Origin of the sequence: Marisediminicola sp. UYEF4 (assembly GCF_040546025.1) — a bacterium.
In the GTDB taxonomy this organism is placed as follows: domain Bacteria; phylum Actinomycetota; class Actinomycetes; order Actinomycetales; family Microbacteriaceae; genus Marisediminicola.
This window is the reverse complement of sequence record NZ_JBEPNA010000010.1, coordinates 18,093-39,329: the sequence shown is the minus strand read 5'-3', so window position 1 is coordinate 39,329 and position 21,237 is coordinate 18,093. Positions and strand designations below refer to the sequence as shown.

12 protein-coding genes and 1 tRNA gene are annotated in these 21,237 nt (G+C 63.1%); 5 read left to right on the top strand and 8 right to left on the bottom strand.

All coding sequences use genetic code 11. The annotated features are described in order from the left end of the window. Positions 1-72 precede the first annotated feature (72 nt). The 5 genes from ABIB15_RS10235 to mobF form a co-directional block, all read right to left on the bottom strand. The gene (locus ABIB15_RS10235; protein WP_502908944.1) at positions 73-4,926 is read right to left on the bottom strand and encodes an NAD-glutamate dehydrogenase; all 4,854 of its coding nucleotides are present in this window, start codon (positions 4,924-4,926) and stop codon (positions 73-75) included. Between the two features lie 444 nt (positions 4,927-5,370). Next, entirely contained in the window at positions 5,371-6,237 is an 867-nt protein-coding gene (locus ABIB15_RS10230) for a hypothetical protein (RefSeq protein ID WP_354477849.1), read from the bottom strand. Between the two features lie 9 nt (positions 6,238-6,246). Then, entirely contained in the window at positions 6,247-6,750 is a 504-nt protein-coding gene (locus tag ABIB15_RS10225) for a hypothetical protein (protein WP_354477846.1), read from the bottom strand. Further along, on the bottom strand, positions 6,747-7,526 hold the full coding sequence (locus ABIB15_RS10220; protein WP_354477844.1) for a TIGR04255 family protein: 780 nt from the start codon (positions 7,524-7,526) through the stop codon (positions 6,747-6,749). The genes ABIB15_RS10225 and ABIB15_RS10220 overlap by 4 nt, the downstream gene beginning before the upstream one ends. A gap of 50 nt (positions 7,527-7,576) precedes the next feature. Next, positions 7,577-11,002, bottom strand: a complete 3,426-nt coding sequence (gene mobF, locus ABIB15_RS10215; protein WP_354478070.1) for a MobF family relaxase — start codon at positions 11,000-11,002, stop codon at positions 7,577-7,579. A 170-nt stretch (positions 11,003-11,172) separates the two neighbouring features. Here mobF and ABIB15_RS10210 point away from each other — a divergent pair, with 170 nt between their 5' ends. From ABIB15_RS10210 to ABIB15_RS10195, 4 genes are read left to right on the top strand one after another with little or no spacing between them, the layout of a single operon-like run. Beyond that, the gene (locus tag ABIB15_RS10210; protein ID WP_354478067.1) at positions 11,173-11,868 is read left to right on the top strand and encodes an N-6 DNA methylase; all 696 of its coding nucleotides are present in this window, start codon (positions 11,173-11,175) and stop codon (positions 11,866-11,868) included. Then, on the top strand, positions 11,865-13,547 hold the full coding sequence (locus ABIB15_RS10205) for an Eco57I restriction-modification methylase domain-containing protein (protein WP_354477841.1): 1,683 nt from the start codon (positions 11,865-11,867) through the stop codon (positions 13,545-13,547). The genes ABIB15_RS10210 and ABIB15_RS10205 overlap by 4 nt, the downstream gene beginning before the upstream one ends. Further along, on the top strand, positions 13,540-16,083 hold the full coding sequence (locus ABIB15_RS10200; RefSeq protein WP_354477838.1) for a DEAD/DEAH box helicase family protein: 2,544 nt from the start codon (positions 13,540-13,542) through the stop codon (positions 16,081-16,083). Before ABIB15_RS10205 ends, ABIB15_RS10200 begins: the two co-directional genes overlap by 8 nt. A gap of 9 nt (positions 16,084-16,092) precedes the next feature. After that, a complete protein-coding gene (locus ABIB15_RS10195) occupies positions 16,093-17,352 on the top strand; it encodes a hypothetical protein (RefSeq protein ID WP_354477835.1) in 1,260 nt (419 codons plus the stop codon). Positions 17,353-17,533: 181 nt separating this feature from the next. On the opposite strand, the gene ABIB15_RS10190 is transcribed toward ABIB15_RS10195, so the two are convergent. After that, the gene (locus tag ABIB15_RS10190) at positions 17,534-18,247 is read right to left on the bottom strand and encodes a hypothetical protein (RefSeq protein WP_354477832.1); all 714 of its coding nucleotides are present in this window, start codon (positions 18,245-18,247) and stop codon (positions 17,534-17,536) included. Between the two features lie 321 nt (positions 18,248-18,568). Between ABIB15_RS10190 and ABIB15_RS10185 the strand changes: the two genes are divergently transcribed. Beyond that, positions 18,569-19,714 carry a tyrosine-type recombinase/integrase gene (locus tag ABIB15_RS10185; protein WP_354477829.1) on the top strand — a complete coding sequence of 382 codons (1,146 nt, stop codon included), beginning with the start codon at positions 18,569-18,571 and terminating at the stop codon, positions 19,712-19,714. A 14-nt stretch (positions 19,715-19,728) separates the two neighbouring features. On the opposite strand, the gene ABIB15_RS10180 is transcribed toward ABIB15_RS10185, so the two are convergent. Further along, a tRNA-Ser gene (locus tag ABIB15_RS10180) sits at positions 19,729-19,818 on the bottom strand. Between the two features lie 72 nt (positions 19,819-19,890). Continuing rightward, a complete protein-coding gene (locus ABIB15_RS10175; protein ID WP_354477826.1) occupies positions 19,891-21,201 on the bottom strand; it encodes an LCP family protein in 1,311 nt (436 codons plus the stop codon). Positions 21,202-21,237: the final 36 nt, after the last annotated feature.

The following is a 21,237-nucleotide window of genomic DNA, read 5'->3' as shown; positions in this document are numbered from 1 at the left end:
GTCCGTGCGCCGAGCGCACGCCGCGCTGGCCAGTTTTCAGTGCGCCGAAGGGCCGGACGCGTCAACGACGTCTCAGCGGCGCACGATGGAGCGGAGCAGTCGGAGCGCAACCGACAGCGACGCCATGTCGTCCTGGCCGAGCGCATTGACCTCTTCGAACACGCTCCTGGCTCGCCCCAACTGGTCGGCGTTGAGCGCCTCCCAGACGAGCAGGCGCTCCGCGGCCGGGCCGGGGTCGGTCTCCTGCAGGATGGCCGTCGTCATGTCGGCCACGGCCGAGTAGAGGTCGTCGCGCAGCGCAGCGCGGGCGAGTGCCTGCCACCGGTCCTTGCGCGGCAGCGATGTGATGCGCTCGAGGAGGTCGTCGACGCCGAAGCGGTCGTAGACGAGGTAGTAGACCGCGGCGACATCGACCATCGGAGCGTCCGTGCCCGCCGCGATCTTCGCGACATCGAGCAGCGCGAAGGCCTCGAAGAGTTCGGCCCAGCGACGGCTGAGGCCTTCCGGGAGACCCCATTCCCGCCCCTTCTCGAGCAGCGACCGCACGCGTGCCAGGTCAGAGCCGTGAAGGTAGTCGACCAGTTGGGCGCGGATCAGGTCGATCTGCGGCTTGTACTGGGCGACGACCTCGTCGATGGGAAGGGATGCGCCGCCCTGGTTGACGAGCCAGCGCACCGCGCGGTCGAGCAGCCGGCGGATGTCGAGGTGGACGGCCGTCCAGTGCTCGGTCGGGAACGACGACGGCAGCTCGTTCAGCTCGTCGACCATCGTGCCCAGCTCGAAGACGTGGCGCAGGGTGACGAAGGCACGGGCGACCGCGGCCTGGTCGGCGGAGGTCTCCTCGATCGCGCGGAACGCGAACGTCACCCCGCCGAGGTTGATCATGTCGTTTGCGATGACGGTCGTGATGATCTCGCGGCGCAGCGGGTGCGTGTCGAGTTCGGCGTCGAACCGCTCGGACAGCTGTCGGGGGAAGTAGCCGCGCAGGGTCTGCCCGAACCACGGATCGTCGGCCAGGTCGCTTTCGCGCAGTGCGGTGGCGAGCTCGATCTTGGCGTACGCGCCGAGCACGGAGAGCTCGGGCGAGGTGAGCCCTTGGCCCTGGTCGAGCCGCTCCCGCAGCACGGCCGTCGTCGGCAGTGCCTCGAGGTCGCGCCCCAGGTCGCCGGACGCCTCGAGCCAGTCCATCAGCCGCTCGTAGCTCGGGCTCCAGTTGATCACCTTGGCGCGGTCGTTGAGCAGGAGGATGTTCTGATCGATGTTGTCATCGAGCACGAGCCGCGCGACCTCATCGGTCATCCCGGCCAGGAATTCGGACCGGTCCGCCTCCGCCAGCCGCCCGGAGGCGACCATGCGGTCGACGAAGATCTTGATGTTGACTTCATGGTCGGAGCAGTCGACGCCGGCGGAGTTGTCGATCGCGTCGGTGTTGAGGATGACGCCGCCGAGAGCGGCCTCGATGCGGCCGCGCTGGGTCAGCCCGAGGTTGCCGCCCTCGCCGACGACCCGCACGCGGAGGTCCCGACCGTCGACGCGGATGACGTCGTTGGCCTTGTCGCCGACGTCCGCGGACGTCTCCGTGCTCGCCTTGACGTAGGTGCCGATGCCGCCGTTGTAGAGCAGGTCGGCAGGAGCCCGAAGTATGGCGCGGAGCAGCTCCGGCGGGCTCAGCTGGGTCGTGCCCTCCGGCAGGCCGAGCGCGGAGCGCACCTCGGCCGAGATCGGAACGGCCTTCGCCTGGCGCGGGTGGATGCCACCGCCGGCGCTGATCAGGCCAGCGTCGTAGTCGGCCCACGAGGAGCGCGGCATGTCGAACAGCCGCCGCCGCTCGGCGAACGACACCGCGGCATCCGGGCTCGGGTCGAGGAAGATGTGGCGGTGGTCGAAGGCGGCGATGAGACGGATGTGCCTCGACAGGAGCATCCCGTTGCCGAACACATCCCCCGACATGTCGCCGACCCCGACGACCGTGAAGTCGTCGGCCTGCGTGTCGACGCCGAGCTCGCTGAAGTGTCGCTTGACCGACTCCCACGCGCCCCTGGCGGTGATGCCCATCGCCTTGTGGTCGTAGCCGATGGAGCCGCCGGAGGCGAACGCGTCACCGAGCCAGAAGCCGTACTCGCCGGCCAGGGAGTTGGCGATGTCCGAGAACGTCGCCGTTCCCTTGTCTGCGGCGACCACGAGGTAGGTGTCTGTGTTGTCGTGGCGGACCACTCTCGTGGGCGGCACCACCTGCTCGCCGTCGGCCGTCGTCACGAGGTTGTCGGTCAGGTCGAGCAGCCCACGGATGAAGGTGCGGTACGCGTCGACGCCCTCCGCCATCCAGGCGGCACGGTCGTCGGCGGGGTCGGGGAGCTTCTTGGCGAAGAATCCGCCCTTGGCTCCGGTCGGCACGATCACCGCGTTCTTGACCGTCTGCGCCTTGACCAGTCCGAGTACCTCGGTGCGGAAGTCCTCCCGCCGGTCGGACCAGCGCAGCCCGCCGCGGGCGACCTTCCCGAACCGGAGGTGCACGCCTTCGACCTGAGGGGAGTAGACCCACGTCTCGAACATCGGCCGCGGGAACGGCAGCAGGTCGATCGCGGTCGGGTCGAGCTTGATGCTCAGGTAGGGCTTGTACTGGAAGAAGTTCGTGCGCAGCGAGGCCTCGATGAGGGTGATGAAGGTGCGCAGCACCCGGTCGGCGTCGAGGGTGGCGACCCGTTCCATGTCCGAGGCGAGCTCGGTCCGCACTTGGAGGGTGCGGCGTTCGCGCTCGTCGGCTGCGAGGTCCGGATCGAATCGTGCTTCGAAGAGCGACACGAGGCCGCGCGTGACGCGGGGGTTCGCGAGCAGGGTGTCGGAGATGAACCCGTACGAGTTGGCGTTGCCCATCTGGCGCATGTATTTGGCGTAGCTGCGCAGGATCACGACCCGGTGCCAGGGCATCCCCTCGCGGAGCACGAGCCGGTCGAGGCCGTCCGACTCGATCGAGCCGCTGACAGCGGCACCGAAGGAATCGGCCAGGAGCTCGCCCGTCGAGACGGGGTCGACACCGGCCGGATAGTGCAGGCCCAGGTCGTAGAGGTAGAAGGCGCGTCCGTCGGAGGTCTCGATATCGAACGGCACCTCGTCGAGCACCTCGATTCCGAGGTTGTGGAAGAACGGCAGGATCTGGGTCAGGCTCTTGGACTCCATCATGTAGAGCTTGATCCGGGCATCCTCCCCTGCCTCGGTCGCCTGCGGGAGGTAGACGTGGAGCCCCGGGTGCGCGGGGCCCCCGCCGGATGCCTCCGCCTCGGTCGCCGCGGCGGCGCTCGCCTCGAATCGGGCGATGTCCTCGAGGGCATCCTCGACCTCGTAGTCGACGCGGTAGCTGGCGGGGAACGCGTCGGCCCAGAGATCGACGAGGTTATCGGCTTGCTCCGGCGGGTAGTTCTCGCGCAGCTCCTCGCTGATGCCCTCTGACCACGACCGCACCGCCAGCACAAGCCGGCGCTCAAGGTGCGCGGCGTCGACGAGCTCGAGGTGGGCGTCGCGCGGCAGCCGGATGCGGAAGAAGAGGCGCGCGAGGGCGGACTCGGTCATCCGTGCCTCGAAGTCGAGGGACTCGGCGTGGAACGTCTCGCGAAGCTCCTTCTCGATGCGCAGTCGCACGGCCGTGGTGTACCGGTCGCGCGGGAGGTAGACCAGGGCGGACATGAAGCGCCCATAGATGTCGGGGCGGAGGAAGAGGCGGGTGCGGCGACGCTCCTGCAGCCGCTGGATCGCGAGCGCCGTCGCGACGAGGTCGGACACTTCCATCTGGAACAGCTCGTCCCTGGGGTAGGTCTCCATGATGCCCAGCAGGTCCTTGCCGCTGTGCGACCCCGGCGGGAAGCCGACCTGCGCCATGACGGCATCCACCTTCTCGCGGAGGATGGGCACTGCCCGCACCGAACTCGTGTAGGCGGTGGCGGCGAACAGCCCGATGAACCGCTGCTCGCCGTTGACGTTGCCGTGCTCGTCGAAGCTCTTGATGCCGATGTAGTCAAAGTAGGCGGGACGGTGCACGCTCGACCGGGAGTTCGCCTTGGTGATCACGAGAGCGCGCCGCTCGCGCGCCATCTTCCGTCCGGCCTCGGTCAGGTGCTGGAGCTGGTGCCCGTCGTCGACGGAGCGCAGAAGGCCCAACCCGCTCCCGTCTCGGATCGTGAGGACATCCTCCCCCTCCACCGTCTCGAGGTCGTATTCGCGATACCCCAGGAAGGTGAAGTTGTCACGATCGAGCCACCGCAGCAACTCCTGGGTCTGCCTGAGGTCGGGTATCTCCTCCGCCCCGGCCACCCTGCCGAGCGCGTCAGCGATGAGCACCGCCTTCGCGCGCATGAATTGCCAGTCCTCGACCGCGGCGCGCACGTCGTAGAGAACCCTCTTCAGCCCCTCGATGAGCAGGGCCACGGCCTCATCGCTCGCGCGATCGATCTCGATTGCGATCCACGACTCCATGTGGGAGGCGTCATCCTCGGAGGCGAGCAGGTGGGAGATGTCCGGCATCGACGAGGTGTCTCCGCTGGAGATGCCGATCTCGGTCGGCATCCGCCGCACGCTGACGATGTCGTTCGTCTGCCGGCTGCGCGCCACGACCAGAAGCGGGTGGACGACGAGGTGGATGGCGGAGCTCTGCCGCACGAGCTCGGCGGTGACCGAGTCGACGAGGAACGGCATGTCATCCGTGACGACGTAGACCACGCTGCAGCCGCGCTCGTTGAGAATCTGCACGTTGGCGGTCTTCGGGGTGCGGGTGTGGGCGACCCGCCAGTGGTCGACCGCTCGCGCCCGCAGCACGTTCGGCTCGTACGCCTGCGCGTCGTCGCTCGCCAAGTGCTGGTAGTAGGCAGCTATGAAATCCTCGAGCTGGTCCCCTCCCGGAGCCTCAGCGGTCAGACGGGTCGGTTCAGACGGCACGAGGATAACGCCTCCATCAATTCACTTCGTCGCCGCGTCAGCGCGGCTGGGCACCTCAAGCGGGTGGCAGTGGAGCCCTGCCTCTCATCGTAGTTGCCCGCATGGCATTCGTTCGGCTCCGCAGGGACGAGACAAAACAAGCCCCCGAATGGCTTCGAGGGCTTGATGGCGGAGACGGTGGGATTTGAACCCACGGAGCCCATCAAGGGCTCTCCATCTTAGCAGGGTCAGCGACGTATGCAGATGATGCAGAAATCGTATGATCCTGCACGTGAAACGCGTTGGATTCGGGGTTGTCGCCGAGTGCCGGGACCCTCACGGGGCCCTTGGGCGTGACGATGTAGGTCGGCCCCACCCTGTTCAGGGACATCCAAGCCTCAGACGAGCAGGTCGTTGCTGTGACCGAAATCACCTAGTGAGGACGGCCTCGGGAAACGACGATCACTACGGCATCGGATCGGAAAGGAAATCGATATCGAGTTGTTCGGAACGACGAAAGCTCGACAATGAGAAGGTGTCATCGGAGCTCAGTTCACCTTCAACTGAGTCGACCGCATCACGAACCGCAGGGTTCTCCGCGTCCCGTCCCTTTGGAGAACATCGTTGTGCGAGGGCGTCAGGGAATGCGCTCCAAAGCACGGCGCGGCGAATCACATCTTCTTCGTTGAGGATCGCCTGGCAAAGTGCATCGAGATCATTCGGGAGGTGTCCAAGTCCTGACAGATCTTGATCCTCTGGAATCGTCGGAACAACACCCGCTTTGACAATCACGTGCAGTTTGATCGCCACTGGTAGCGAGTCCCAGGAGGGAGCCTCCACTCGAATCTCTGTGACGTCTTGGAGCAAGCGACCGAGAGCGCTCTGCGAGCTGTCGTACTTCTTACGAATAAGTTCTTGGACAGGTGCGAGCCATGGCTGCACCTCGTCGGGGAATGCGAATCTGCTGAACCAGCGACCCACGGCGAGCCCAAATTCACGTGCGTCACGAGCATCTGCGATCTCGAGTTTTGAAACGATGCTGGCGTCTACTATGGCCCGCTTCTCAACGCTGGTGAGCCTCGCAAGATCGGCAAACAGGCCCTCGTTTACGGCGGATACCAAGGGGTATCGGGGGTTCACCTTCTTCAACGCACCACGTCGAACTTCAGCGTCCGGAATAGAAACGAGTGGCGCGAGTTGAAGTAACTCCCGCTTGGGCTGAACTACATCGCAGCTCTGTGAAACGACAATAAAGTCTCCATGAAGGCCAGCCTCCCCAGTGAGCTTGATTACTTGCGCTTGGCGCAGCGATCGAAAAAACGGGTGGTCCATACCGTCCGATCACACGTCCGCAGCGTAGATTTCTGCGGGCCTGCTGATATCACTCGTCGTAGACGCCAGGTTCATTCGATGCCGGTCAAGCATCGCAAAGAATTGCATGCGTTCATCAGCAGGGGCAGCCACCTTGATTGCGCGCACTTCCTGTATAAGTGCCGCAAGGTGTTCTTCATTGCGGGAGGCCATGTTGCCGCCAGCAGCCCAAAGATGGACGGTACGCCGAGAAACTCCGAAAAGCTTCGCTACCTGGTCCCAGGTGAACGTCGTACTTGCGCGGAGTTCTGCAATCGCCGCTGGGATAGTTGCGGGTAGGTCAACCTCGGCCGTTGAGGATACGGCGGTTGATGCCAGGCTTGTATGTGGCGATGCGATGAACGACGGTCGGATGATTTGCGGCTCGGAAGGCCGCGCGAGTGGGATCGATGTACCGAGAAAAACGAACGCAGCAACGCCAGCGGCTGTGGTCCAGATGAGTTTTCGGGAGTCGATACGCTGTGCGGTTGTCATGCGTACCTTTCGTAGAATTTTTCGGTAACCACTTCATTGAAATGCTGATGCGCGATACCCGCGAGTTTTTCGCAACGATCTGCTATCCGGGCAACATCGAAGGGCGTGCGCTGTTCCTCGTATGCGTCAAGATCAAGAATCCAACTGTCTTCATCGACAGGCGGTAGCGACGGGTCGATTGACTCATTCGCGCGAACCCTGGCGGATCGAATCAGTAGTAGCGCGTCCTCAGCACTGAATACAGTCTCGGTAATGGTGTGAAGGAGAGTGTGATCCGACACTGCCGCCCCCATTCCGCCAAGCACACTTGGCGCAAAACGAGCCGGAACACTATCGATATCGGCTTTTCCCGTAACACGATTTGTGTAGCGATATCCGATGCGTTCAGTCAACGGAATGCTGGCCACCTCGGTCAGCGCATCTAACACGACGCGGAGCCGTTCAATGAAGTCGGTGTGACCTTCGTACTGGTTTGTATCGAGAGCCAGAAAATTGTTCCCCAACGAGATATTCCAGGCTTCATCGACGGATGTGAAGCGGATGATATGACCAGTCTGTTGTTCTTGTAGTCCCGTTGACGTGAAGGTGACTTGCATCTCCGCTTGGCGCGACATGAGCGGATAAGGTGCGCCAAGAGCACGGCTCATCGCGGATGCGACACCATCGAGATTGAAGCTTGTAAGCATCGGCCATCGGATCTGAACAAGAACTCGTGCAAGCGGTGAATTCATAAGAATGGCAGAGTGCGTGCCAGCATTTTTGTCGTCCGTACTCATACTTCACACTGTACTTCACACGACTCGGCCCAGTCTACCGAAGGCTCAAACTACCTTACGATTCCATGGTCCAGCTCTTGTCTATGTTGAACTTGATGCAGCGATTCGTACCCTGATGCTCGGCCGCGAGCAGCACGATCCACAGCAGCGTGGTCAGCCGCCACCTGCGCTTCCGCTTGTTCACGGATGAGGGTCGCCACTTGGTCGATAGGTAGCGCATCGATCTGCGCGAGAAGACTGCGCGCCTGCTCGGCCCGCTTGGCCCATTCAACGGCGTGGGTCGTGACGCTACCCGAGATACGGGTGCGGGCGCAGATACCAATGCGGAGCGCGTCGCGATCACTCCCCTGCCGCGCGTGAAGGTCTTGCGACTCTTCCTTTACCTGCGCGACGTGCCGCTGCGCATCGAGCATGCGTGAGTCGTCCTCGACGAGGCGGCCGACGGCAGTCTCTGCCCACGCCTGCACCGCTCTGGGGGTCACAGGCGTCGATCCCCAACGGCGACGTACGGCCGCCTCCTGATCGTCGTATTCGCGGACCGCCTGAGTCCGCCTGCGGTCGGCGGATCGGCGCAGGATGGGTGAAGGGCGAGTGTTCGACGCGTCCCACATGCGTTCCCGAGCCACGAGAAAGGCCACCCCATCGTCTGCCGCCTGCGTCATCAGCGAGGTGGCGACTTCGGCGCGGATCCTCTCCGCGTTGCCTTCTGCCGAATCAAGGAGTGTCCGCTGTTCGTCAACTTCTGCCTGGTGCTTGCGCTTCTGCACCTCCAGTGCGGCTGCTGCTCGCTTCCACTTGCCCGCCTGCGCATCGGCACGTTCGATCTCTTTGACAAGGCGGGCGCGTTCGTCGTTCACCAAGCGAACCGGACCGCCGGCCGCGAGTCCGGCCACAGCCGAACTAGCGGTCCGGGTTGCCGCGACAAGTCCCCGGTCGGCACGGACTCGCTCGAGTGCGGCCGTGAAATGCTCACGAGCGTCGTCCAGATCGGTCGCGACGATATGCAGGCGGTTGCTCTCGCGGCCGCGGGTCATTCCGACGTAGACGCCGGAGGCGTCGAGCGCATCGCTCAAAACGGTATGCGCTTCGGGCACGGTCGTGCCTTGCACGCCATAGGCGGTGGATGCGTAGGCGAGGTGCGTGTGCTCAGCGACATACTCAGCCGGAAGTCGAACAGTGCGTTGATGCTTCCGCCCGCTGCCGTTCTCTGCCACCCAGACAGCCCCATCATCACCGACATCCTTCACAGTCCAGGTCTGCCGATTCGCGACCTGCACGTCGGCATCGTTGCGACGGGTCTGGATCACGTCACCGCGACCAAACAACAGACCGTCGTTGCCAGCCACCGTGCGGACGTCATCGATCAGCCCGACACGCACCCGCTCCTCACGGATGCGTGCGTTCAGTTCTCGCGCCTCTTCGTTGGTCGAGACGATGATCGCATCCCCCTCGCTAGCATCACGGGCGATCACGTCGTGCACATCTTCGCTGCTGTTGTGCACGACGACCAGGCCGAGAGCGTGCAACCGGTCGAACACGAGCGAAGGGTTCCGACCTTCCCGCATTGCCAGGGTGAGTTCGGCGTACACCGGGTCAGTGAAGCGATGCACAGTCTTAATGCCGAACACACGACTACTGATCTGCGCAGCCATGTCGAGCACCCCGCCGCGACCCACGGCAGCGAGCTGCGCTCGGTCACCGACGAGGGCGAGGGTTGCCCCGTACTCGTCTGCAACAGCGAGCAGGGCAAGGGCAGTGTCCTGGTCGAGAATTCCAGCTTCGTCCACCACGATCCGCTCACCTCGCGCTAACTGTGCCGCATTCGTTGGACCGCTATAGGTGACACCTGTGCTGGGGTCGATGTCACCGGGCGCGAGACGGGTCCAGACGCCGTCGCTGTTCCACCGCCAACCGTGCTCGTGAACAAGCTTCGCCACACTGTCGGCGGGAACGCCGAGTTCATGGCGGGCAACCTCGGCAGCCTTCTTGGTCGGTGTCGCGACCCGCACCCAGCGCCCATGCTCTGCTGCGGCTTCGATAGCGGCACCGAGCATCTTGGTCTTCCCCGCTCCCGCCGCGCCTTCGACCACCACGAGGGGGTCAGCAGAAGCAATGGCAGTAGCGGCTTGCACTTGTCCGTCGTCCAACGCTTGCTCGGCCACCAAGTGGGTCGAGTCCGATACACGGCTCGTGCCAGCGTTCGCGCGTGCTTGGAGCATGTCACGCAGGCTCGTCTCGACCGCAACCACATGCAGCGATGTGAGGTGCGCGACGTGCTCGGGTTGGGCCGCGCCGGGGGGAAGCACGGAGAGGCAATCTTCGTACGCGAGGCGAGTGGTGATCGCAACAAAGCGGCTCAGTGCTTTCGGATCGGATTGCACGCCGGTCTCCGTGATGATGCGTGTGGCGTGCTCTTGGATGTTGTGCACGGTCCAGGTCGATGCTGCGGCGGCGCAGCGGTCCAGCGCCCGCGACGCGACCTGTTGCAGGCTCAGGTCATCCAGCGACACCGCCGGTTGCACGATCATGCGCTGTGGGTTCGGCCGGTAGCCGGCGTGATGCAGCTCAGCGCGCCAGGCGTCCTCGTGGCCAAACGCAGCCGGCCTTTTGTGCGGCCGTTCATGCCCCCACGCCATCGCGGTCAGCCTCGACCTGGCTACCGGGCCGGGCCCTCGCTCTGGATGCGATGCCCGCCATTCCTCCTCGAACCGCGCCAGGTTCCGCGCAACCTGCTTGCCTCGCTTCGACATGACCGCGTTGTAGGGCTGCAACTCCGCGACCTCGCCGGTGACAGGATCGAGGGTCAGGCCGTGAGCGTCGAGAACTGCCGCGAGTCGCGGGTGCGCGGCGATCACCGCCGTACCCAACGCACGAATCGCGCCCTGTTGTTTGAACAACGCTCCCGTGTCCAAACCCCGCCAGGCGCCGGCCGCCCAGACGCGCGCGCCGATCTGGAAGTGGATGTGTCGGTGTGGGTCACCAGCGCGGGAGGTCTTGTGCACCACGGAAACGGTTTCGAGTTGCTCGACCGGCACCACCTCCTGATTCCCCCGCGGGCCGATCCTGGTGATCGAGTGCTGACCGAGCCAACGCCGGATTTCCCCCATCGCGTCGCGCTGTGCCGCATCCAAGGCCTCGGACACTTCCGGGTGCAGGGCAGCGGCGATCGACAGGGATTTGGGGGCGTTCACCACAATCTCCGCAAACCGCGGAGAACCCCGCCGCCCATTCCCTGGCAGACGTGGCTTACCCATCGACTCCCGCGTGATCGGGTTGATCCAATCGACCCATTGGGCGTACTGGTCGGGTGTCAGCACGCCCTCACCGACCACGGCACCCTTACCGCCGACCACGGAGAACTCCGCCAGGGCTATACGGCCCTCCAAGTAATACTCGTCAGCGCGGGAACGGTCTGATTCCAAGTAGCGACGCGCGTCTGTGCCGGAGCCCCTGAATAGGATCACGCCGCCCTGCATCGTCACCCCTTAATTATCGCGTGTATTTGCCACTACCTACGGTAGCATACGTACATTCAACTGAGTTAGAGGGATCAGCAGGTCTGCGGAGTAGGACAAATACGTCAGGGCAGTCGGAACGATGAGAGAACAAGGCAGCGGTACTGCGCCAACATGCGACCTTGTCTCCGGTGCTGTCCGAGCCCGTCACTACACTCGAAGAGCACAGGAAGATAAGAGGGGGATCGATGACAACCAACCAATCCTCCGCGCGCCTCGTCAAGTCGAAGCAGCGTGTCGCAGACCACGGCGAGGTCTTCACGCCCAACTGGATGGTCGACGACATGCTCGACCTCGTCAAAGCTGAGTCCGAGCGCATCGATTCGCGCGTGTTGGAGCCCGCGTGTGGTTCGGGCAACTTCCTCGTACCAGTTCTCCGGCGAAAGCTTGCCACTGTCGAAGCGCGATACGGCAAGTCGGATTTCGAACGGCGGCACCAAGCTCTCCTGGCCCTGATGTGCATCTACGGGATCGAGCTACTCACGGACAACGCTGTCGAATGTCGCGAGAACCTCGTTGATGTGTTTGCCAGCTACCTCAATGCGAAGCCGAGTGATGACTGGCACCGGGCTGCGGAGCGCGTCCTCGCCGCGAACATCATTCGGGGCGACGCCCTCAGTATGACAACCGCCGAAGGCGAACCCATCGTCTTCCCTGAATGGGGCTACCTCGGGAAGGGTAAATTCCAGCGCCGCGACTTCCGATACGACAACCTCACTCAGCGCGCCTCGTTCCAGGGCACGCTCTGGGACCACCTTGAGGAGACCGAGATCTTTAGGCCGACGAAGGAGTATCCGGCTATGACCGTCGAGCAGATCGCGTCATGAACCAGGCGACCTTCACACTCCGAAGCCGGAATCCGGACGTGCTCACCTGCATCGCGAACCTATCGAACGATGAAGTGTTCACTCCACCAGAGCTCGCCAACCAGATGCTCGACTCGCTGGAAATCGCGTGGGCCGAGGAACACCACGGCGCGAGCATCTGGGCCGATTCGACCCTGACGTTTCTCGACCCGTTCACGAAGTCGGGGGTGTTTCTCCGAGAGATCGCCTCACGGCTGACTGATGGGCTCGCGACGACGATCCCGGACCTCCGGGAGCGTGTTGACCACATTCTGACGAAGCAGGTCTTCGGAATCGGGATCACGCAGCTCACCTCGATGCTCGCCCGCCGCAGTCTTTACTGCTCGAAGCGGGCGAACGGCAAGCACTCCATCGCAAAGTCGTTCACTTCCGAGGACGGCAACATCTGGTTCGCACGCACCGAGCACACGTGGGGCGGACGTAAGCGCGAGCGGCAGATTGACCCAACCCAGGGCGGTGAGATCATCGTCGAGCTCATCGATACGGGGCGCTGCGAGTTTTGCGGGGCGAACGAGGCCGAGTACGCACGAGGCGGCGGACTCGAGTCTCACGCCTACGCCTTCATCCACACCACGGACATCAAGACGCGAATCGCGCAACTGTTTGGAGCCAACATGCATTTCGACGTCGTAATCGGCAATCCGCCCTACCAATTGGGCGACGGAGGCGGCGGAAACGGCGCTTCCGCGACTCCGATTTACAACCTGTTTGTCAAGGCAGCCCTCGCGCTTGAGCCCCAATATGTCTCGATGATTACGCCATCCCGTTGGTTCTCGGGCGGTAAGGGTCTGGACGAGTTCCGCGACAAAATGCTCCATGACCACCGCTTCGTCAAACTGGTCGACTTCCCGCAGCTCTATGATGTTTTCCCTGGTGTGAAGATCCGTGGAGGGGTCTCGTACTGGCTATGGGGGCGCGATCACCTTGCGGGCTGCGAAGTAGTCACCATGATCGGCAACGAGGTCGTCGGAACCCCGGTTACCAGGCGGCTCGATGCGTACGACGTCCTGGTTCGGCGGAACGAAGCCGTGAAGATTCTGGACAAGGTGGCAGGCTTTCGACTCGGAGGCGCCGTCGAGCCGAGCCTCGGTGATCAGGTTTCGGCAAGGAAGCCGTTCGGCCTTACGAACCAGCGAGGCAAGACTAGTCCTGCTGGAATGAAGGATTCGGTGCTGGTTTACGGGAATCAGCAGACCTCCTATATGGAGCGCAGCGTCATCTCCAGCAATGTGGAGTGGATCGATCGATGGAAGGTCTTGCTCGTCAAGGCTCATGGAACGAGCGGTCGGGACGATGTGACGATTCTCGGCGAGCCGGTGGTCGCTGGCCCAAGTTCGGCATGCACGGAAACCTATCTCGTGATCGGTGTCTGCGATTCGGAGGAGCAGGCCAAGAACCTGGCTGCCTTCATGCGAACGCGATTTGTGCGCTTCCTGGTATCACTTCGGAAGATCACTCAAAACATCACGCGCGACTCGTATCATTTTGTTCCTGTACTGCCCTTCGACCGGGTATGGACTGACGAGGCTTTGTATCAGCGATATGGGATCGAACAATCAGAGATCAGCTTCATCGAGTCGATGATCGCAGAGCGACCCAGCAACGAGTTAGTCACGTCGAACGATGAGGACAATGATTAAGCACCTTGATGAACTGATGCCGGAGCGCCCCAAGGGGCAGCTCCGTATCTATGCCTACACGATCCATGACGAGCAGCACGAGGGCTGGCTGAAGGTCGGGCAGACGGCACAGGACGTAAAGACTCGTGTGGCACAACAGGTGAAGACAGCGGCGGTCACTAACTACTCGATAGAGATCGATGAGTCGGCGGTGCGCGATGATGGCACGTTTCTCCGTGATTTCGATGTGCGAGCGCGACTGAAGGCGAAGGGTTTTGCGAACCCGACGCTGGAATGGATGAAGTGCTCTGTCGCCGATGTGCGGACGGCGATCACCGAGCTGCGAACCGGACAGTCTGTCAGCGGCACGCACCACGAGACGTTTCCGATGCGTCCGGAGCAAAAGCGCGCGGTGGAGAAGACACACGATTACTTCCACTCGATCTGGAAGGAGGATATGCACGGTGTGCCGCGGTTCCTCTGGAACGCGAAGATGCGCTTCGGGAAGACCTTTACCAGCTACCAGCTCGCGAAGTCGCTCGGCGCGACACGGGTGCTCGTCGTCACCTTCAAGCCGGCGGTCGAGGACGCCTGGGCGACTGATCTGCTTTCGCACCGGGATTTCGACGGTTGGCAATACGTCTCCAAGTCCTCCGGCATCGATCCGAAAACCGTCGACAATAAGAAGCCGCTCGTCTACTTCGGATCATTTCAGGACCTGCTCGGTCGCGATAAGGCGACCGGGCTTATGAAGGCGAAGAACGAGTGGATTCACGCCATCAAGTGGGATCTCGTCATCTTCGATGAGTACCACTACGGCGCCTGGCGCGACAGCGCGAAAGAGCTCTTCGAGGGCGAGGACGAGAAAGAGGCGAAGAAGGAGCTCGCTGGGGAGTATGGCGAGGCGCTGGAGACCTTCGACGAGGAGCTCGAAGAGCTCGGAAGCGACGAGAACGATTTTCTGCCGATCACGACCCGCGCCTACCTCTACCTTTCGGGCACGCCGTTCAAAGCGCTGGCGACCGGGGAATTCATCGAGGAGCAGATCTTCAACTGGACCTATACCGACGAGCAGCGGGCCAAGGCCGAGTATGTGAAGCAGCACCCAAACAAGCTCAACCCCTATGGGGCGCTCCCTGAGATGCGACTGTTTACCTATCAGATGCCGGACGAACTGGTGAAGGTTGCAAGCTCAGGTGAGTTCGATGAGTTCGACCTCAATGCTTTCTTCGCCGCGACAGGCGTCGGCTCGAACTCTGCCTTTAAGCACAAAGATGACGTACAGAAGTGGCTCGACATCATTCGGGGCCAACATCTCCCCACCCAAGTCGACGCGTTCAAGGGCGGCACACGGCCGCCGTTCCCATACTCCGATGCGCGGCTACTGCCGTACCTCCAGCACTCGTTCTGGTTCCTGCCGAACGTCGCCGCCTGTCACGCAATGGCGAACCTCCTCGCGGAGAAGCAGAACGCGCCCTATTGGGGCCAGTACAGAGTACTCAACGTCGCTGGCCCCGGCGCAGGCATTGGACTTGAGGCGCTCCCGCCGGTGCGACAGGCGATCGGCAATGGGGTCGACACGAAAACGATCACGCTATCCTGCGGAAAGTTGACGACAGGGGTCACCGTCGCGCAGTGGGCGTCGATCCTCATGCTCCGCAACCTCAAGTCACCCGAGACCTACTTCCAGGCTGCATTCCGCGTGCAGTCGACATGGTCGATCAAGAACCCGAACGGCGACGACCCGAATGCCGAGGAGGTGCTGAAGCCGGTCTGCTTCGTCTTCGACTTCGCACCGACCCGCGCGCTGCAGCAGCTCTCCGACTACGGCATAGGCCTATCACCCGATGAGCCGAACCCGGAACGCGCAGTCGAGGAACTCGTATCGTTCCTGCCAGTCCTCGCGTATGACGGCGCGAATATGACACAGGTCGATGCCGGCGGCATACTCGACATCGCGATGGCCGGCACCTCGGCAACACTGCTCGCTCGCAAGTGGGAATCAGCGATCCTCGTCAATGTCGACAATGACACCTTGAGGAAAATCATGGGCAACGCCGCTGCGATGGCCGCGGTGATGAATATCGAGGGGTTCCGGGCACTGGGGGATCACGTCTTCGAGACGGTCGTCAACAAATCCGAGCTGGTCAAGAACACAAAGAAGCAGAAAGGTGAGACCCTAACCCCGAAGGAGAAGAAAGAACTCTCTGACGAGGAGAAGGAATACAAGTCCAAGCGCAAGCAGATCCAGGAGAAGCTGATCAAGTTCGCCACGCGCATCCCCGCGTTTATGTACTTGACCGACTACCGAGAGAACACGCTCAAGGACGTCATCACCAAGCTCGAGCCCGGCCTCTTCAAGGCCGTCACTGGTCTCACCGTCGAGGATTTCGACCTACTCGTCTCGCTCGGCGTCTTCAACGCAGCACACATGAACCAGGCGGTATTCGCCTTTCGGCGGTACGAGGATGCTTCTCTCTCGTACACCGGGATTGCGTCACACGACGGTCTGCGACGGGTCGGGCTGTACGACACGGTTGTCACGGTGGAACCGTAGAACAAGCACATGACACTGTTCGCCTCCGACTTTCCCTGGCCAGTGCCGAGTCTCATGATCACCGCTGAGGGCCGAGCGAACGCTGAGCTGGCCGAGACGCTTGTGGTTGGTGACCGCCTGATGCTTCGCATAGCAAACGGCTTCCCATACAATTCGGCGAGCCCATGGGTGAAGTTGCGCACGGAACTGAACGGACAGAAATCGGTCCTGAGCGGTCAAGCGATGGGCCCAACGGAATTTCGGGTCGACCAAATCTGGGTTGGCGTCGACGATATCCCTGAACTTGTCGCCGAGGTGTCCACGACGTTTGAGCACCTCGCGATCGCTTGCACACCGGTGAATATAGCCGCCCTGCACGCCGCTGTTGGGCCAATCACGATCCCTGGCTTTGACCGCACACGCCCAATGAGTCTTTCCATCGCGGTCGACGGAGCATCCCTGACGATCGCCACCGAAGAATGCGCCCCGCTCGACGAATTTGAGGTGCATTTCGCTGTGTTTCAGGACCTTTTGACCTTCCTTGTGGACGAGCCGAGCGGACGTGGCGCGCTGAACGTCAAGACCTCCTCTGGGGAGATCGCCGTTGTCCACGGTCGCGTCCGTTTCCCACGCGCAGTGCCGCCGGGCCATCGCATCAGTCGGCCGTTCGTCTCCCTGATAGGGCCTGGCGCTGTCCTAGTGATCGAGCGCTGGTGGGAAGCACGAAGAATGCTGCGACCCGTCACTGAGATCGCCGCCGCGTTGAGCTATGCACCACCGAGTTTGGTGGAGGCGGACCTCGCGATGAGCGCTGCTGCTTTGGACCGGCTGCTCAGCTTGTCTATCAACTTGCCCCGACGGTTCAGTAAAGCAGACGTCAACACCGCCACGAACGCGATCGAGGCGACCGAGATCGACCCTGCTGTGAAGACAGCGTTGCTTCAGGCGGTGAAAGGCACTCTGAACGCGACACCACTCCGCGCCAAGGTCGGCGAGATGGTCCGTCATCTGGGCCCGATCGTCCTTGGCAACGCCTTCCTCCAGGCCGACAAGTGGGTTCCCGTCTTCATGGAGGTCCGAAATGCCATCGCCCACGGTTCCGGAAGTACGGGAATCTGGACAGATGACACGCTGCTCCGCGCAACACGACGCGCCAACCGGATTATGTTGGTCCTTGCGCTCTTGGCGCACTTCGGTGCCTCCGGCCGCATTCTTTCGCTGGCAGCCACAGACCTCGGCAACAAGCACGCGAAGTGGCACCGGCGCGGCCCAATCTTTCACGTCCCGTGAACGAATGTTCCAGAGGCAGGGCCACCGATTGCCAGCAAAGGTGCTCAGAATCGCAAGCTGACCTGTTTCGACTTCCAGTATTCTGCCTTGGGATCGCGAATCTCGCCCTTAAGTGCGAGGCTCTCAGTGCGCCGACCACTTATGGCCACGAAACCGGATCTATCGTGGTCGGCCCGGAACCCTACCCGGCACGTCCGCGGCGCCCAGGCGGCAGCAACCTTCGCGTCCGTGCCTTGGCAACCCAGCCCTGTGCGGTGGTGAGGGCGACGCCGTTGATCTGCGCCATGGTGGCGCTCGGGTTCTTGTCGTCCTGCTGCACCAGACGCCCATGCTGAAGGGCGACTCGCTGGTAGAAATCGGGGTCCTGTTTTGCGGTGCCGCCGAGGGGTTTGAGCAGGTCGCGCTCGGCGATCTTCCGTCCACTGGGCAAGGTGATCTTCCCACCCGTGATCGTGTGCTTCCGCTTCATGGCGAACAGGCGCTTGTTGATCGCGGCCTCGATCTGCGCGGTCGGTAGTTCACGTAGGAGTCGGCTAGTTATGGGGTCGCCGGGGCGCCAGGGCAGGTAGACGACTCCGGTGATGCGCACCTCCTCCGGCACAGCGAACATCTGACGTTGCAAGCGAAGGAATACGCGAGTGCCTGTTACTGAGTGCTCGACATAGCGCCACCGTCCGTCGGTGGTCTCGTCCTGCGTCGAGCCATCGGACTCATCCGCGTTCGGGCCCGCAGTATTCGAGTCGTCGTAGCCGAGGATCGCGTCGATCTGCGTGCTGGCATCGTCGCTGCGTTCGCCTGGGAACCGGGTAGGCAGGTGCCACCCGTCCGGCAGGTCTTCCTGCAAGATCATGCCGTCCGCGTCCTGACGCGCATACGGCGAACTCGATTCCCTCATGCTCCAGATTGTATCGGCATGCACTACAAACTGATGGTCTTGCGCATACACGCGATATATGGTCTAATCGCGTGTATTGGCGCATACACACGTTTGAGCATGGGAGGCGCTCGTGGACACTAAGAGAACTGAGGGATCCGCACCGCAGGAGCGGCTGTTCTTCACCGAAGCAGAGGCCGCGAATGCGTTGCGGGTCCATCCGTCGACGTTGGGGAGGCTGGCGAAGACAGGGCGTTCGCCGGTGGAACCCGTCGTGACTGGTAGCCGACGACTCTACCCCGTCGCCGCAATCGAGGCGCTCGCACATCCGAGGAGCAACAGGTGATCGAGAAGCGCACCCTCAAGGACGGATCGGCGCGCTGGAAAGCACGCATCAAGAGCGGCGGCGAGATCGTCGCTCAGCAGACGTTCCGTCTCAAGGGCGACGCTGAGACCTGGGAACGCGAGCAGAAGCGCGCGCTCGAGCTCGGCACGTTCCTGCCACCCCGCAAAGCACGAACCCCACTTGACGAGGTGATCGCAGCGTTCCTCGATGCACGTGTATCCCAGGTTGCGGCGCACTCGCATCGCACCGACCGCGACAACCTCGCCGCCATTCCCCCGAAACTCCGAGCACGACCCATCGGCACCGTGAGCGAGGCGGACGTGCTCGACTTCCTCACCGACCAGCTCAAGATCAAGGAGCGGTCCACCGTCGCCAGAATGCGCACTTCGCTCAGCGCCCTCTTCACGTATGCGTTACGCGAGAAGTACGTGGCGACGCATCCCGTGCGTAGCGTCGAGCTGCCGCCCGGCGCGAAGCAGAAGCCGGCCGATGAGTGGTTCACAACCGAGAGTCTTGCCGCGACTCTGGAAGCCCAGCGCGCGCTCTCCGCCCACTACGCCACCGTCACGGAATGGACCTCCCTGACAGGGCTGCGCTGGTCGGAGACTCGCGCACTGCGGGTCTCCGACCTCCAAGACGCGCCCTTCCCGGCCGCATGGGTGCGAAGGGCACAATCGGAGGGATACGACGAGAAGGCTCCCAAGACCGACAACGGCGAACGCGCCGTGCCACTCACCGATAGGGCGCGCGAGATCGCGCGCGAAGCGGCAGCGGGTAAGCGATCCGAGGCCTACCTGTTCACAAGCCCGAAGGGTCGGCAACTGCGCATGACTCTCTATCGGCGCATCACGCGGTGGTCGGCCACAGCCCCGCGCAAGCGTCCGCACATGCTGCGGCATTACTGCGCCTCTAATTGGCTCCGCGCGGGAATCCCGATCAACCAGGTCGCCGAGTGGCTGGGCGACGACCCGCGCACGGCACTCAAGGTCTACGCGCATGTCTTGGGCGAGCGACAGACCATCGAGGGACTGGCCCGTCTCAACGAACTGGCCTCGGGACCCTCACGGGACCCTCGCCCCATTCCCGAGAACACGAACGGCATCGAAAGGAGTCTCGGGTCGTCAGATGAAAATCATGGCTGACCAGGCAAAATGAGCGGAGACGGTGGGATTTGAACCCACGGAGCCCATTAAGGGCTCTCCACCTTAGCAGGGTGGTGCACTAGGCCGAACTATGCGACGTCTCCAGTGATGAGCTCAGCGCTCGTCAGCAATCATAGCGGCACGACGCGCCACCGCCCATTCGAGGCGGCACGAGATCAGTTGTTCGACTTGGAACAGGTGTAGTCGGCGGCGGTCTGGCCCAGAACCCCGGAGAGTACCTCGGCGGTCGGTGCAGCCGCATCGACCGCATCCGGAGCCTCCGCCGGATCCGCCGGTGCTGCGGGGTCGACGGGAGGCGCCGGGTCGACGGGCGCTGCGGGATCGACGGATGCCGTGGACGGCGCATCCGGGTTCAGGATCGACCCGCGCCCGGTCCCCGCCGCGAGCGTGAAGGGCTCATCGGAGACGATCTTCGCGAACAGCGCGTCCGCCTGCGCCTTGATCGGCGCGACCTTGCCGGAATAGACGCCGCCCTGGCCCGTGGTTCCGGGGTACTGCACGAACGTGATCCGCTCGAGCGGGATGTCCTTGAGCACCAGCGACATCGACACCATCGTGTTGAGGTTCGCCAGCTGTGTCGACAGCTTCATGTTGCTCGTGGCCGCCGTGGCGATGCCGAACAGCTTCGACGGATCGTTCAGCGTGCTGTCGCTCTTGATCGTGCGGACGAGCGAGGAGAGGAACACCTGCTGGGAGCTGATCCGGCCGAGGTCGCTGCCGTCGCCGACCCCGTGCCTCGTACGGAGGAAGTTGAGCGCGTCCTGGCCCTGGAGCGTGTACTCGCCTGCCTCGTCACGCCTGAAGCCCGAGTAGCGGTCGTTGATCGGACCGTCGATGCACACCGGCACGCCGCCGACGGCGTTGCTCATGCCGATCACGCCGTTGAAGGTGATGAGTCCGGCGTACGGGATGTCGAGCCCGGTGAGCGCCTCGACCGTGAGGACGGTGCAGGCGAGCCCCCCGTAGGCGAGGGTGTTGTTGATCGGCTGGGCCGACATGGCGTTGTAGTACCCCTCTCCGTCCTCCTGTGGGCAGGACGGGATGGGCACCACGAGGTCGCGGGGAAAGCTGACGCCCACCGCGCTCGACTGGTCCGCGGCGATGCGGATGAGCATGGTCACGTCGTTGAGCTCGCTCTGGCGGTCGGCACAGCCGCCCACCACGTCACAGACGTCGCTGCCGACGACGAGGATGTTGAACCCGCCGTCGAACTTGCCGAGGGCGGGGGCCGCGGCCGTCGGCGTGACATCGTCATCGTCTCCGGCGAGGGTGACCGACTCGATGTTCCCCGACAGCTGCGCAACCGCGATGGCGGCGAGGGAGGTGCCGCTGACAAGCAGCACCGCAAGGCTCGCCGCGACCACCTTCGCCACGGCGACCGCGGCGTGGGACTTTCTTGCGCGGCCGTGCCTTGCCGCATGAGCACGGCGGGAACGGTCGTGCATACGTGGGCGCAGGTCGCTCAAGCAAATCCCCTCGACGTGATCACGGCAGCAATTGGA

What these genes read in the sequence shown, in the direction of transcription:
- ABIB15_RS10230 (WP_354477849.1), bottom strand. Translation starts at nt 6,237, where the DNA reads ATGGACCACCCGTTTTTTCGATCGCTGCGCCAAGCGCAAGTAATCAAG.
- ABIB15_RS10225 (WP_354477846.1), bottom strand. Translation starts at nt 6,750, where the DNA reads ATGACAACCGCACAGCGTATCGACTCCCGAAAACTCATCTGGACCACA.
- ABIB15_RS10220 (WP_354477844.1), bottom strand. Translation starts at nt 7,526, where the DNA reads ATGAGTACGGACGACAAAAATGCTGGCACGCACTCTGCCATTCTTATG.
- mobF (WP_354478070.1), bottom strand. Translation starts at nt 11,002, where the DNA reads ATGCAGGGCGGCGTGATCCTATTCAGGGGCTCCGGCACAGACGCGCGT.
- ABIB15_RS10205 (WP_354477841.1), top strand. Translation starts at nt 11,865, where the DNA reads ATGAACCAGGCGACCTTCACACTCCGAAGCCGGAATCCGGACGTGCTC.
- ABIB15_RS10200 (WP_354477838.1), top strand. Translation starts at nt 13,540, where the DNA reads ATGATTAAGCACCTTGATGAACTGATGCCGGAGCGCCCCAAGGGGCAG.
- ABIB15_RS10195 (WP_354477835.1), top strand. Translation starts at nt 16,093, where the DNA reads ATGACACTGTTCGCCTCCGACTTTCCCTGGCCAGTGCCGAGTCTCATG.
- ABIB15_RS10190 (WP_354477832.1), bottom strand. Translation starts at nt 18,247, where the DNA reads ATGAGGGAATCGAGTTCGCCGTATGCGCGTCAGGACGCGGACGGCATG.